We start from the raw sequence: 12,847 nt of genomic DNA, 5'->3' as shown, positions 1-12,847 counted from the left end.
GGGCGTCAGGCCTGCCGGACGCGCCGGTTCAGGCGGCGCGCCAGGCCCTCGCCGACGGTCTGCACCGCCTGGACGAGGACCACGAGGACGACGACCACGGCCAGCATCATCTCGGGCCGGAAGCGCTGGTAGCCGTAGCGGATGCCGAGGTCGCCGAGGCCCCCGCCGCCGACGGCGCCGACCATGGCGGAGAAGCCGAGGAGGGAGACCACGGCCAGGGTCAGTCCCGACACGATGCCGGGCAGCGCCTCGGGGATCAGCACCTTGGCGATGATCTGGCCCGGGCGGGCGCCGAAGGCGCGGGCCGCCTCCACCAGGCCGGGATCGACCTCCCGGATCGCCGCCTCGATCAGGCGCGCCAGGAAGGGTGTCGCCGCCACCGTGAGCGGCACCGTGGCGGCGAGGGTCCCGATGGAGGTGCCGGCGACGAGCCGCGTGAAGGGGATGATCGCCACCACCAGGATGATGAAGGGCGTCGAGCGGGTCGCGTTGACGACGAAGCCCAGGACCGCGTTCGCGATCGGCGCGGCGAGGAGTTCGCCCCGCCGGCTCGTCGCCAGGAAGATCCCCAGCGGCAGGCCGAACAGGGTGCCGAGGGAGGCGGCCAGGGCCACCATCGTGAGGGTGTCCAGGGTGGCCTGGACGAGGAGGCGGATCAGCTCAGGCGACACGGGACGCCTCCTGGGCCGGCGGCAGGTATCCCAGGACCTGGCTCTCGATGCCGTGCTGCGCGAGATAGGCCCGCGCCCGTGCCGCCACGTCGGGCGCCGGCGGCAGCCCGATCGCCAGGGAGCCGAAGGGACGGCCGCCGATCTCGTCCACGGTGCCGGCCAGGATCGCGGCCTCGATGCCGGTCTCGCGGGCGAGCCGCGCCAGGATCGCGCTGCCGTCCGGCGCGTCCTCGAAGGCGATGCGCAGCACCACGGTCGCGCCCGGGCGGCCGCCGGCCCCGATCCGCGCCGCCAGCGCCGGCGGCAGCCCGTGCCCCATCTCACCGGCCAGGAGGGAGCGGGTGATCTCCGCCTGCGGCCGGGTGAAGACCGCGAAGGCCGAGCCCGCCTCGACGATCGCGCCGTGCTCGATCACCGCGACCCGGTCCGCCACGGCGCGCACCACCGACATCTCGTGGGTGATGAGCACGATGGTGAGGCCGAGCTCCCGGTTGATGCGGCCCAGGAGCGCCAGGATCGACCGGGTGGTCTCCGGGTCCAGGGCCGAGGTCGCCTCGTCGGAGAGCAGCACCTCCGGCCGCGTCGCCAGCGCCCGGGCGATGCCGACGCGCTGCTTCTGCCCGCCCGACAGCTCGGCGGGATAGCGCCCGGCCTGGTCCGCCAGCCCCACGAGATCGAGTAGCTCGGCGACCCGCACCCGGATCGCGGCCGGCGCCCAGCCGGCGATCTCCAGGGGCAGCGCGACATTGCCGGCCGCGTCCCGCGACGAGAGCAGGTTGAAGTGCTGGAAGATCATGCCGACCCGGGCGCGCAGGGCGCGCAGGTCCCGCTCGCGCAGGGCCGACACCTCGGATTTCCCGACCCAGACGCGGCCCGCGCTCGGCCGCTCCAGCCCGTTGATCAGGCGGATCAGGGTCGACTTGCCGGCGCCGGAGCGCCCGATGATGCCGAGGATCGACCCGGCCGGAACCGCGAGGTCGATGCCCTGGAGGGCGGCGACGGCCGGGCCGCCGCGCCGGGGCGCATAGGTCTTCGAGACGGATTCGAAGCGGATCGCGGCTTCGGCTGGATGGGCGGTTGACGGCATGGACGGGGATGATCCGCGGCCCGGTCCCGCGCTTGCCAGCCTGAGGAGCCGGAAGACGAGAGCAGGTCTCATGAAGCACAAGACTGGGCTTCATTTATCCGCGTCCGATCCACATCAAGTTAATGAAAGCAGAGACCAAATTACGGTGCCGCCAAGGATGAAGCCATTGGTGCCGGACGGTCGCGCGAGAAGGTTCTTCCCCGGGACCGCGACGCGCGCTGCGCAGACGGCGCCGAGCGGACCGGCCCCGTGGCGGTGGCTGGTGCGGGGCGAGCGCGCCACCGATGCGCTAGGCCGTGCCGACCGCAGAGGTTCGGTCCCGTTCCGCCGCCTCGTCCCCCGCCGCGAGGAGGAACGGGAGAAGGACTGCGGTGAAGGCTTCCGGATGCGAGTAGTTGATGCCGTGGGCGGCGCCCGGAATGACGGCGAGACGGCCGCGCGGCAGGGCGTCGGCGAGGTCCGCGACGAAGGACCGGGGAACGATGTCGTCCCGCGTGCCCCAGACCACGAGCGTCGGCTGTCCGATCCGGCGCACCTTCTCGGCGATGCGATTGTCGACCATGCTGCGCAGGGTCAGGATGTAGCGTCCGATCCCGCCCCGGGCATAATCGGAGAGCGCCACCCAGGCGAGCGACCAGCGCTCGAACGGCGCGATGGCAAGGAAGCCGACGACCTGCCGAACCAGCGTGCGCGCCTCCGGGTCCGGCGTCGGCCCCTGCAGGACGAGGCGGTCGACGAGCCGGGGATGGAGCAGCGCCAGCTCGATCAGCACCTCGCAGCCGAGCGAATTGCCGACGAAGGCCGCGCGCTCCACCCCGACCGCCTGCACCCAGGCCGCCAGCGCATCCGCGAGTTCGCGAACCGTCAGAACGTGGTCCGGCTTCTCGCTCGCGCCGAAACCGGGCAGGTCGGGCGCGTAGACCCGGAGGTGGGGGGCGAGACAGCGCGCGAGCGGAACCATGTAGCGGCTCGACATCCCGAGGCCGTGGACGAGGATCACGGGCAGCCGGTCATCCGGGACGGGGTCCACCGAGACGCGGGCCTGCATCGTCAGGCCGTCGACGCGGATCCGGCTCGCGGCGAGCCGGCCCCGCGTCGCGCTGCGGCCGGTGCCCAGCCGGACCCAGGCCCGGACCGGAGCCAGGACGGCGACGATCGCGCCAGCCGTCACAAGGATTCGTCGCAGGGGCACACGCGTCTTCCCGTTTCAGCCGAGGCCGGCATCGACCCGTGATCCGCCGCGGTCAAGCCGGCGCGATCGGTGCCTCGTGCTCCGGAGGGCAGCGGCGGGCCTGCGCCGGCGGGCTCTCGTCCCGAGCGATGTCGGCCGACGTCAGTCCCGGTCCAGCCGGGCCAGCATGATCGCGGTGCGGACGACGCCGCGCTTCAATCGGGCGACCGACATCGCGTCCGCGTCGGCGACGCAGGCCCATGCCTGACGGGGGGCGCCGTCCGTGAGGTCGATCCGGGCACCGTCCTCGAACGCGAAGGCCGTGATGCTGGGATCCGCCAGATAGGCGTCGATGGCCGCGCCGACATTCTCCTCCGTCAGGGGGCCGGCCAGGAACGTGTTGTCTCGGGTGCCGTCGAGGCGCGTCATTCCGCGATCTTCGCATATGTTGGGCCAACGCGGGCGTCGGAACGACCGAAGCGGTGCGGTGCCGTCGGGCGTGCCGGACGCGCTCCCCGGAATGTCGCATGCGTCGGCGACCGCCGACGCGGATGGCCTCCTGTCCGGGCGCCCGCCTCCGTCTGCGCCGGCCATCGCTCCCGATCGGGCCGGGGCGCCGCCTGCCCGAGCCTGGATCGGACGGAGATCCGCTCGACGGATGGGGCCGGGGATCAGAAGGCGTCGTAGGGTTCGGCCGTCCTCGGATGCGCCGCGAGGGTGAGGTTCCGGATGTCGATCCCCGGGATGGCGCCCGCTTCGGTGACCGGGGGGCTCGTGAACATCACGGCCCAGAAGGCCAGGGTGGCCACGCCCAGGGCCGCGGCGAACAGGGTCGATCGACGCATTGGATGAACCTCTTCAGGGTCGTCGGGAAGGAGCCTCCGCCGGTCTCACGTCCAAGGCGCCGACTCGGCGGATCGCCGAATCACGCGTGGTCAGCGGGGGGCGGATTGCGGGCTGGTCGCCGGTGCGGGGGCGGCCCGTGCGGTGTCACGATCCCGTTCAAGGCGCGCGGTCTCGATGATCGCGAACGGGCTTTCCGCATCGGCCAGAGCCGATACCGTCGACCCCACGGCCGGCATCCGAGCCTGGCCGAACAGCGCGAGGACTGCGAATAATCCCCAGATCGTCACGATCAGAACGGCTGGTTCCTGGCGTCGCATCGGGATCTCCCACCGAACGATCCTCAAGACCTGAGCCAACTCGGGTCGATCCGCCTCCCCCATTCATCGGATTTTCCGATCTAATATTGTATTCCAGGGAATTGATAAATGAGATCTGTTGCCGTCGGCAACGAAGATGCTTGGGGCGGCCGCTCGGAATTTTTGTCACGAGCCCCGTTGCTGCGGCATCTGGTTTGTGCGACGAACCTGTGTCCGTGCAGAGCGAGACGGGAGAGCCCAGGTCGGCGTGAGCCGGTCATGGCGTCCAGGAGCGACCGCCCCCGGGAGCTCCGAGGCACAATCCCGTGGCGCTGGACGATCTGGAGTGCGACGCCGCGTGCGTCACCGACGGGCCGGCTTCGTCCTTTCGAGGGCGGGAACGGCTCGCAGGCACCCGCGACAGAGGGGGGCGACCGAAGTGCTTGGTGCGGGCATTTCGTGCCCGCCGGTCGAGGAGTGTGCCATGTTTCCCGATGACGACGAATTCGAATTCGTTGGTCCAGATCGCGGCTGGAACTACGAGCCCTCGCGGGCCGAGTTGTTCAAGCAGTTCAGGTCGCCGCTCTACACGACCGATGCGGATGGCTGGCTGACCTACTACAACGATGCGGCGGCCGAACTCTGGGGCTACCGTCCGGAGCTCGGCAAGACCCGCTGGTGCGGCGCGTGGCGGATCTTCACGACCGAGGGCGCCCCGCTGCCTCTGGACCAATGCCCGATGGCCGTGGCGATCCGGGAAGGGCGGCTGGTCCGCGGTGTCCAGGCCGTGCTGGAGCGGCCGGATGGCACGCGCATTTCGTTCATGCCCTATCCCACGCCCCTGCGGGACGCGTCGGGCGCCGTGGTCGCGGCCTCCAATCAGCTGGTGCAGATCACCGATCTCGGACGGCGGGACCGCCCGGAGACCCTCGGCGCGGACGGGCCGGAGCCCGGTTTCGACGATCTGACGCGCGATCTCCAATCCACCCTGGCCGCGCGGGCCGATGTCGAGTTCGCGTACCGCGTGGATTGCGAGCGCCTCGAAGGCTGGACCGGCCCCGCCGCCGAGAAGCGGACGATCCTGCAGCAGATCGAGCAGCGGCGGCAGCGCCGGCGTGCGGCCCTGGACCGGCGCCTGGACGAGCTCCAGCGGCGCACGACCGAAGCGATGGCGCCCGAAAGCCCGTCTCCGGAAAGCATGGCCCCCGGTGACGCGATGGCGGCGGCCTGGATGCGGGCCTTCTGGCCGCAGCCGACGTCGCTCCATTGAGCCTGAGGCATTCGCTGCGGCTGCGAGACGGCCCCGCACCCCGTTTAGCGGTGCAGGGCCGTCCGGACGTGGCGCGCTGGCTTCAGGCGTGCAGGCTGGCCGGGACGCCGGTGGTGGCCTGCGCGGCTTCCGCCAGGAAGGCCGGGACGGGCGGCAGGGCAGTCTCCTCCGGGCACGGCACCGCCTCCGCGACCGGACGGATCTCCGCCCGGCTCGCCGCGGCGTTGCCGTGCGCCGCGATGAACGCGCTGATCTCGGGGACGATCTCGGCCCGGAAGCGCGAGCCGTTGAAGATCCCGTAGTGACCCGCGCCGATCTGGAGATGGTAGGCTTTCTTCTCCGGTGACAGGTTCGGCGTCAGGTCCAGCGCCGCGCGCGTCTGGCCGATGCCGGTGATGTCGTCCTTCTCGCCCTCGATCGCCATCACGGCGCAGCGGTGGATCGCGGCGAGGTCCACCGGGCGGCCACGATGCAGCATCTCGCCCTTCGGCAGACGATGCTCGATGAACACGCTCTCGATGGTCTGGAGGTAGTACTCGGCCGTGAGGTCCATCACCGCCAGGTACTCGTCGTAGAACTCGCGGTGCTTGGCGGCCGAGTCGCCGTCGCCCTGCACGAGGTGATCGAACATGTCCCAATGCGCGGTCCGATGCCGGTCGAGGTTCATGCTCAGGAAGCCGGCGAGCTGGAGGAAGCCGGGATAGACCTTGCGGCCGTGGCCGATCTGCGGCCAGGGCACCGGGTGGATGCAGTGCCGCTCGAACCACTCGATGGCGTGTTCCTGCGGGAGCTTGTTCACCGCGGTCGGGGAGCGGCGGGTGTCGATGGGGCCGCCGACCAGCACCGCCGAGCGGGGCAGCCACCGGGAATCCTCGGCCTCCATGCGGGCGATGGCCGCGAGGACGGGCACGGACGGCTGGCACACCGCCATCACGTTCAGGTCGGGGCCCAGCGCCTCGAACATCGCCATGCAGTAATCGATGTAGTCGTCCAGATCGAAGGCGCCGGCCGATTGGGGCACCTGCTTGGCGTCGGCCCAATCGGTGATGAACACCTGATGCGTGTCGAGGAACGCGCTCACGGTGCCGCGAAGCAGCGTGGCGTAATGGCCGGAGAGCGGAGCCACCAGGAGCAGCTTGGGTTTGGTCGAGGGCTCGCCGAAGGCGATGACGCGGCAGAACGGCTTCTCCCAGACCACGCGCTCGGCCGCGGGCAGGTTGAAGCGGGGCTTGGCGTAGCTGCGCGTCGTGCGTTCGAACAATTCGCAGGAGGCCGCCATCGCGCGGCTGCTCGATGTGTAGGCGAAGGGGCTGAAGGGGTTCTGGTAGGCCGTTCTGGCGACACCGGCCGCCATCCGCGCCGGCATGAGCATCAGGTCGCAGACGTCACGCATCAGGTACAGCATACGGGTCTATCCTTCCGGCTCGCCAAGATCGGAGCCGCTCGTCCGACAATGCTCAACGCTCCGGCACTATGTTGCGTTGCGTTCAGGCGGCACGCGCATTCCTTGAGCAATCTGCGCAAGGGTATACCAAGTGCCGCCCCTGTGGTTCCCCGACTTTCGGGGGAGCGGGCGAGATGGCTCGGGGTGGTGCGTTTGTGCAACATAGTTCCGGAGGTGGCCGTGATCCGGCGGGCCGCCCTCCGCGCGAGCCGCGATCCAGCGCCCAGCGGCGCGCCCCGCCCGGACAACCTGTCCGGCTGACGGCCGCGGTCCCGCCATGCGATGACCGGGCATGATCCGGGTCATCAAGCACATCATCGTCGAACCGACGGCGGACCAGCTCCCGCGCCTGAGGCGGATCGAGGCGGCCGTCGTCGCCCGGTTTCCCGACGCGACCACGGAGGTCATTCCCGGCCTCCTGGAGGACGACCTCGTCGTCGAGGTGCGGCTTCCCCTCGTCCATCTGCTGGCTTGGCGGGCGGCCCGCGAGTCCTGGGGCGATTTCCGACCCGACGCGGCGGAGCCGCCGCTCGGATGGGATTCCGAAGGCCGGGGCTGAGCGCCGCGGGCCGGGTCCATCCTGTCCCCCGCTGAGTCTTCACGCTTGCGTGAGTCCGTCCGGGTCCTGGCGCGCCGTTGTGCTGCAGCATCCGGTCGAAGTGCGGCGGTTCACCTTCCCATCGATGAAGCACAGCGCAGCACTCGCAGCACTCGCAGGGTCGTGCGCCACAAAAGCCATACGTTAAGATTTTGCCAACACGCCCCGTGTGGCCTGATTGACAGGCGGAAGAAATTGCAACCCTGATGAATCCACCTCGCGGGCCGTGCGCGAAGAGGATGGACCCTAGAAATGAGTTGGCTTTCACTCCGCAAATCCACCGCAAGTGAAAGCAGGGCGACGTCTTCCCATCAGGTCGATGCGCCGGCTCGTACTCCAATACCCGAGGTGCCTTTTATCCGCATGGGTGAAGAGGTCGAGACGTCTGAGCGTCCATTGGAGAGCGAAGACCTTTCACTGGATTCTCTTGGACAGCACAACGAGAGCCTGCGTTTCCGCGTCGCCGAGATGTCGGAGCGGCTCGACGACCTGAAGTCGCTCCAGACGGATTTCTCGGCCCTGCTGGTGCCGATCGTCGCCATCACCGAGGAATTGCCGCGGGCCAAGGTCCGCACGGCGGAGCTCGAGACCCTGCTGGCGATGGAGCAGGGCAATGCCGCCACGCTGCGGCGCGACCTCGCCGACGCCACCGGCCGCCTCGCCGCGGTGACGAACGACGTCGCGGCCTCCAAGATCCAGCTGCACCACCTGGAGACCAGCCTCCAGGCCCGCGATGCGGCGGCCGAGGAGGTGCGGATCGCCTTGCGCGACAGGACCCAGCAGGCCGAGAACCTGGAGCGGCGCCTGTTCGCCGAGACCGAGCAGAGCCGCGCCCTGCAGGGGGAGAGCAAGGCCCTGCGGGTCGAGGCCAAGGCCCTCGACCAGGCGCTCGCGCGGTCGGACAGCGAGCTGCAGGACCTGCGCGAGAGCCGCCACGCCCTCGACCGCGACAACCTCCGGCTCCAGAACCTCAGCGAGGCGCAGGCGGCGCAGCTCGCCGAACTCATCGCTCGCGCCCAGGAATTCGAGGGCCAGGCCGAGGCCGGGCGCGTCGCCCTGCACACGATCGAGCAGCAGCTGGCGGCCGAGGTCGCCGCGGCCCGGAAGGCGGAGGCTCAGTCCGAGGCCGAGATCGCCAATCACCGCACCGAGCGCGCGAGCCTCGCCATGCGGGTGGAGGCGGCCACGAGCCGGCTCGCCGCCACCGAGCAGATGCTGGCCCAGCTGCGCACCCAGCTGCGCGAGCGCGACGAGGCCGGCCGCTCCGCCGAGCGCGGGCTCAAGGAGGCCTCGATCGAGCGCGTCACCCTGGAGCGCCGGCTGGAGAGCGCCCAGGCCGATCTCGCCCGCCAGAACGAGCGCTTCCTCGAGATGCAGCGGACCCGTTCGGAATTCGAGCACCGCTGCGAGATGCTGACCAAGGCCATGGCCGCCAAGGACGCGGCCCTGGAGCAGGCCCTCGGCCGGGCCTCGAGCCTGTCCGACCGCATCGACCATCTCGTCCACCGCCAGGAGGTGGAGCGCGCCGATTTCGAGACCGTCAACCACCGCCTGATCGAGGAGCTCCAGCACGAGCGCTCGGAGCGCAAGCTCGCGCAGGGCGCCCTCGACATCGCCCGCGAGAGCCGGGTCGCCCTGCAGAAGCAGCACGAAGCCCTGCGCCGCTCGGCCCGCAGCTTCGCGGCGGACGAGGCGGCGCGACCCGAGCCGGCCCAGGCCCAGGTCCCGGCCGAGCCGAGCAACGTCCGCCCGTTCACGCCCGCGCCCGAGAAGTAGGGTCCGCCCCCGACCCGGCCCCGTCGACCCCTTCACCCCATCGAGAGACGGCGCGGCGCAGACCCCGCGCAGGAAAGCCCAGATGTCCGAGACCGCCCTTCGCGACCGAGAGACCTCCTCCGCCGGGGCCTGGCTGATGCGCAGCCTGCCGAGCCCGCACCGCGGCCCGGCCGCGCCGGAGCCGGGGCCGCAGCCGGCCTCCCCGAACGAGGCCGGCATCGGGCGGAAGCGCGACTGGTCCGCCTCCCTCGACCTCATCCACGAGGCCACGGCGGCGATCCGCATCAGCGAGGAGCGCGCCACCGAGCTGGAGCAGGAGCTGGAGCGCACGGTCGCCCGCGCCCTGGAGCGGGCGACCGCCCTGGAGGCCCAGGTCGCCGCCGCCCAAACCCGGGCCGACCTCGCGGAACGCCGGGCCGAGGAGGCCGAGGAATGGCTGGCCCGCCTGCACGACGCGGTGGTGGACGGCTTCACCCGCCGCCCGTCGCAGGACGAGTCCGCCCCGGCCGCGCCCGCCCCGGCGCAGACCGTTCCGGCCCAGGCCGCGTCGGTCTAGGCCGTCCGGTCCAGGCCGCCCGCTCCCGACGCGCGGGGCTCCGGAGCCGCGATCCGCGGACCCGCATCCGCCCGAGACCGTTGGTCACGACCGTTTCCCCCGTCCGGGTCCCCGCCTTCATGCTCGCCTCCGAATCTACCTCCGAATCCACCTCCAAGTCTGTTTCCAAGTCCGCTTCCAAGTCCGCTTCCAAGTCCGCTTCCAAGTCCGCTTCCATGCCCTCTGCCGTCCTGTCCTCTGCCGCCTCCCCTCTCCCGTCGCCCGTGGTCGCCATCGCGCGCGCCCGGCTGCCCCTGCGCCAGGGGGCGGGGAGCGCCGAGACGCACAGGGCCGGGGCGCGCGTGGCCGAGGCGCAGGAGGTCGAGACGGATGCGGTCGAACTGGAGGTCGAGGCAGAGGAGCGGGCGGCGCCCCAGCGTCCCCTCGGCCAGGCCCTGGCCCTGGTACCTCCTGCGGCGGCCACCCCGGCCTCGGAGCTTGGGGCGACGACCCTGCGCCTCGTCGAGCACAGCATGGAGACGATCCAGGCCCTGCACGCGCGGGTCGAGACGATCTCGGACCAGGCGCGCGACCTGATCCGCCTCACCCACCGCGAGCGCGTCGAACAGCAGGGCGAGCTCGACCGCGTCCGCGCCGAGGCGGCGACCTGGCGGCGCCAGGCCATGGAGCTGGAGATCCGGCTGCGCGAGGCCCAGCTGCGGGTCCGCGAGGCCGAGATGGCCCAGCGCGAGGCCGACGCGGCCGCGATCGAGGCCCGCCAGCAGGCCCGCGCCGCCGAGGCGGAGGTTCGGGGCCTCGAATCCTACCTGCGCCGGATCAGCGACTTCCTGCAGGCCAATCTCGGCCGCGGCCCGGTCCGGCCCTCCCGCGGCGGCTGAGCGGCCGTCGCGCGAGAATCAGTGCCGGGCCGGATGCGCCGCGCGGATGGCCGCGCCGGCGTCCCACCTGCCCGAACCGGTCCATCGGGCCACGTGCTCTCCAAAAGAAACGATGCTGCGGTGCAAGCGTGGCCATTCGTTGAGAAGGCTGACGGATTTTCTGGATACGCGTGGAATGCCAGTCTTTCCGCTGCGACGCGGGATCGAATTCTGCCCGCCCCGGATGGCGAGGACTTGCGTAGTCTGAACCGGAAGTTAAGATTTCAACTCCGCCAAAATAATAACGCGTCTAACCTTTTTTGACGGGGTGACAGCCATGTCCAACGTGATTCGCGTGAAGCCGACGCATGACGGCACCTATACGGTCTATCGCGGCGAAGCCGTCCTGGTCAGCGGCCTGACCCGCCTGCAGGCGGAGCGCTATCAGGCCAGCATCGACGCCCAGGCGAAGGTCCTGGAGGACGCCTGACATTTGCCCGAGGCGATGCCCTGGCGGCGTCGCCTCAGGTCCGGGCCAGCGCGAGCGCACCGAGATCCGCGATCATGCCGGTCTCGGTCAGGCCCCGCTCGATACCGGCGACGGCGTAGCCCGTCGCCCCGCGCGTGATCGTGTAGAGGTGGTAGCCCGCCCGGTGATGCCGGGCATCGCCCCGGGCCGAGGCCGAGGCGGCCCCCACCACCGGAATCGACGTGCCCCCCGGTCCCGCCACGAACGCGACGCTGCGCACGTGGTTGTGGCCGTGCAGGATCAGCTCCGCGCCCGCATGGGCGACCATGGCGGTAAAGGCCCCCGCATCCTTCAATTCGCGCCCGGCGCTCGTGCCGCCGGGATGCGCGGGATGGTGGATCATCACCACGCGGAAGGGCGGTTCGGGTTCGGCCCCGAGGGTCCGGAGCAGGGCCTCGGTCGCGGCGATCTGCTGCGGGCCGAGGCGTCCGCTCGCCATCAGGGGCTTGGTCGGGATCGCCGAGGACAGGCCGATCAGCGCCACCGGGCCGCGCCGGCGAAGGTACGGGAAGTGCCCGTGGATGCCGTCGTCCCCCGCCGTCCAGGCGCCGCAGGCCAGCAGCAGGCCTTCGAGGGAGCCGCGCACGTAGGCGTCGTGGTTGCCCGGCACGAAGCTGACGGCATCCGGCGCGCCGAGGGCTTCGAGGAACACCTTCGCGGTCGACCACTCGCTCGGCAGGCCGATGTTGCAGAGGTCGCCCGTGCAGGCGATGTGGTCGTGCCCCTGGGCCTGGAGGTCGGCGACCAGGGCGGCCAGCACCTCCATGTCGTGGGCGTCCTTGCGGCCGCGCTGCCAGTTCACGTAGCCCGTGGCGCGCTTGCTGAGGAGCTGGCGCAGGCGCGGTCGCGTCAGCGGTCCCACATGGGGATCGGTCAGGTGGGCGAGGCGGAACATCATCCCCCGGTGGATGGTCGATGATCGGGATTTCGGGCTCCGCATCGCCCCATCCGGCCCCGGGGGTCAAGCCTCGGGGCGCGAATCCGTGCCGCCGCTTCAGGCGCTGCCGATGGCGATTCCGGCCAGCAGCACCAGGGCGCCGCCGAGGACGACCTGCAGCGCCGCGCGCCAGAAGGGCGTCGCCATGTAGCGGGTGCGGATCGCCGCGATCACCAGCAGCTCGACGATGACCACCAGGATCGCCAGGGCCGTCGCGATGCCGAAGGCGTTCGGCCAGCGCGACGGGATCGCGTAGGGCAGCGTGTGGCCGAGGCCGCCCACCGTGGTCATCACCCCGCAGACCAGGCCGCGCATCCAGGGCGTGCCGCGCCCGGTGATCTGCCCGTCGTCCGAGAGCGCCTCGGTGAAGCCCATGCTGATCCCCGCCCCGATGGAGGCGGCGAGCCCCACCAGGAAGGTGGCGCCGTTGCTGTGGGTGGCGAAGGCCGCCGCGAAGATCGGCGCCAGGGTCGAGACCGAGCCGTCGATGAGCCCGGCGAGGCCCGGCTGCACGTAGCGCAGGACGAAGGCGCGGTGCGCCTCGGCCGCGCCGGCCTCGATGGCGTCGACCGGATCCGGCGCGCCCTGGACGGGAGAGATCAGCATCGTGAGCGCCCTTTCGCGGCCCGAGTCCTGTTTGGATTGATTCTAATCTATAACTTGGAATGGGTCTAAACAAGCGCCAAAGCCCGGTTTCTGTCTCCGAAACGGCGGATCGAGCCCCGCGGACGCCGTTGCGCCGGCCTCGGGATCGGAGCTAGACAGCCCGCTTCCCGCCCGGTGCGCCGGCGTGCGCCGCGCGGGCCGGC

Annotated in this window: 14 protein-coding genes and 1 pseudogene; 6 read left to right on the top strand and 9 right to left on the bottom strand. The window is 71.1% G+C overall.

Going from position 1 to position 12,847, the window contains the following annotated elements; translation table 11 throughout:
* Nucleotides 1–5: 5 nt before the first annotated feature.
* The 6 genes from ASF49_RS14225 to ASF49_RS14205 form a co-directional block, all read right to left on the bottom strand.
* Nucleotides 6–671: a methionine ABC transporter permease gene (locus ASF49_RS14225; protein WP_056473841.1), complete on the bottom strand. Its 666-nt coding sequence runs from the start codon at nucleotides 669–671 to the stop codon at nucleotides 6–8.
* Nucleotides 661–1,758, bottom strand: coding sequence for a methionine ABC transporter ATP-binding protein (locus ASF49_RS14220; RefSeq protein WP_056473838.1), 1,098 nt, complete (start codon nucleotides 1,756–1,758; stop codon nucleotides 661–663). Before ASF49_RS14220 ends, ASF49_RS14225 begins: the two co-directional genes overlap by 11 nt.
* Before the next feature lie 289 nt (nucleotides 1,759–2,047).
* A complete protein-coding gene (locus ASF49_RS14215; protein WP_243214437.1) occupies nucleotides 2,048–2,929 on the bottom strand; it encodes an alpha/beta fold hydrolase in 882 nt (293 codons plus the stop codon).
* Between the two features lie 162 nt (nucleotides 2,930–3,091).
* Nucleotides 3,092–3,358, bottom strand: coding sequence for a hypothetical protein (locus ASF49_RS14210; protein WP_056473834.1), 267 nt, complete (start codon nucleotides 3,356–3,358; stop codon nucleotides 3,092–3,094).
* A gap of 242 nt (nucleotides 3,359–3,600) precedes the next feature.
* A complete protein-coding gene (locus ASF49_RS23705) occupies nucleotides 3,601–3,774 on the bottom strand; it encodes a hypothetical protein (RefSeq protein WP_156653013.1) in 174 nt (57 codons plus the stop codon).
* A gap of 90 nt (nucleotides 3,775–3,864) precedes the next feature.
* Nucleotides 3,865–4,092, bottom strand: a complete 228-nt coding sequence (locus ASF49_RS14205; protein ID WP_156653012.1) for a hypothetical protein — start codon at nucleotides 4,090–4,092, stop codon at nucleotides 3,865–3,867.
* A gap of 418 nt (nucleotides 4,093–4,510) precedes the next feature.
* Here ASF49_RS14205 and ASF49_RS24510 point away from each other — a divergent pair, with 418 nt between their 5' ends.
* Nucleotides 4,511–5,341 (top strand): histidine kinase, encoded by an 831-nt coding sequence (locus tag ASF49_RS24510; protein WP_243214440.1) that lies wholly within the window; start codon nucleotides 4,511–4,513, stop codon nucleotides 5,339–5,341.
* Between the two features lie 82 nt (nucleotides 5,342–5,423).
* On the opposite strand, the gene ASF49_RS14195 is transcribed toward ASF49_RS24510, so the two are convergent.
* Nucleotides 5,424–6,746, bottom strand: a complete 1,323-nt coding sequence (locus ASF49_RS14195; protein WP_056473828.1) for a polyhydroxyalkanoate depolymerase — start codon at nucleotides 6,744–6,746, stop codon at nucleotides 5,424–5,426.
* 331 nt (nucleotides 6,747–7,077) lie between these two features.
* Between ASF49_RS14195 and ASF49_RS14190 the strand changes: the two genes are divergently transcribed.
* The 5 genes from ASF49_RS14190 to ASF49_RS24210 all read left to right on the top strand — a co-directional run bounded on the left by ASF49_RS14190 (nucleotide 7,078) and on the right by ASF49_RS24210 (nucleotide 11,062).
* Entirely contained in the window at nucleotides 7,078–7,344 is a 267-nt protein-coding gene (locus ASF49_RS14190) for a hypothetical protein (protein WP_056473824.1), read from the top strand.
* Nucleotides 7,345–7,746: 402 nt separating this feature from the next.
* On the top strand, nucleotides 7,747–9,159 hold the full coding sequence (locus ASF49_RS14185) for a chromosome partitioning protein ParA (protein WP_156653011.1): 1,413 nt from the start codon (nucleotides 7,747–7,749) through the stop codon (nucleotides 9,157–9,159).
* Nucleotides 9,160–9,241: 82 nt separating this feature from the next.
* The gene (locus ASF49_RS14180; RefSeq protein WP_056473820.1) at nucleotides 9,242–9,715 is read left to right on the top strand and encodes a hypothetical protein; all 474 of its coding nucleotides are present in this window, start codon (nucleotides 9,242–9,244) and stop codon (nucleotides 9,713–9,715) included.
* A gap of 215 nt (nucleotides 9,716–9,930) precedes the next feature.
* The gene (locus tag ASF49_RS14175; RefSeq protein ID WP_156653010.1) at nucleotides 9,931–10,593 is read left to right on the top strand and encodes a hypothetical protein; all 663 of its coding nucleotides are present in this window, start codon (nucleotides 9,931–9,933) and stop codon (nucleotides 10,591–10,593) included.
* A gap of 316 nt (nucleotides 10,594–10,909) precedes the next feature.
* Nucleotides 10,910–11,062, top strand: coding sequence for a hypothetical protein (locus tag ASF49_RS24210; RefSeq protein WP_200930052.1), 153 nt, complete (start codon nucleotides 10,910–10,912; stop codon nucleotides 11,060–11,062).
* A 34-nt stretch (nucleotides 11,063–11,096) separates the two neighbouring features.
* Here the strand turns inward: ASF49_RS24210 and ASF49_RS14170 are convergent, their stop codons facing one another.
* Both ASF49_RS14170 and ASF49_RS14165 read right to left on the bottom strand, forming a co-directional pair.
* Nucleotides 11,097–11,996, bottom strand: coding sequence for a metallophosphoesterase family protein (locus ASF49_RS14170; RefSeq protein ID WP_056474421.1), 900 nt, complete (start codon nucleotides 11,994–11,996; stop codon nucleotides 11,097–11,099).
* A gap of 99 nt (nucleotides 11,997–12,095) precedes the next feature.
* A pseudogene (locus ASF49_RS14165) lies at nucleotides 12,096–12,683 on the bottom strand (VIT1/CCC1 transporter family protein); the annotation flags it as partial.
* Nucleotides 12,684–12,847 lie beyond the last annotated feature (164 nt).

The sequence above is a fragment of the Methylobacterium sp. Leaf104 genome (genome assembly GCF_001422885.1).
Classification (GTDB): Bacteria; Pseudomonadota; Alphaproteobacteria; order Rhizobiales; family Beijerinckiaceae; genus Methylobacterium.
The sequence above is the reverse complement of the archived record's forward strand: the minus strand, read 5'-3'. Positions and strand labels throughout refer to the sequence as shown.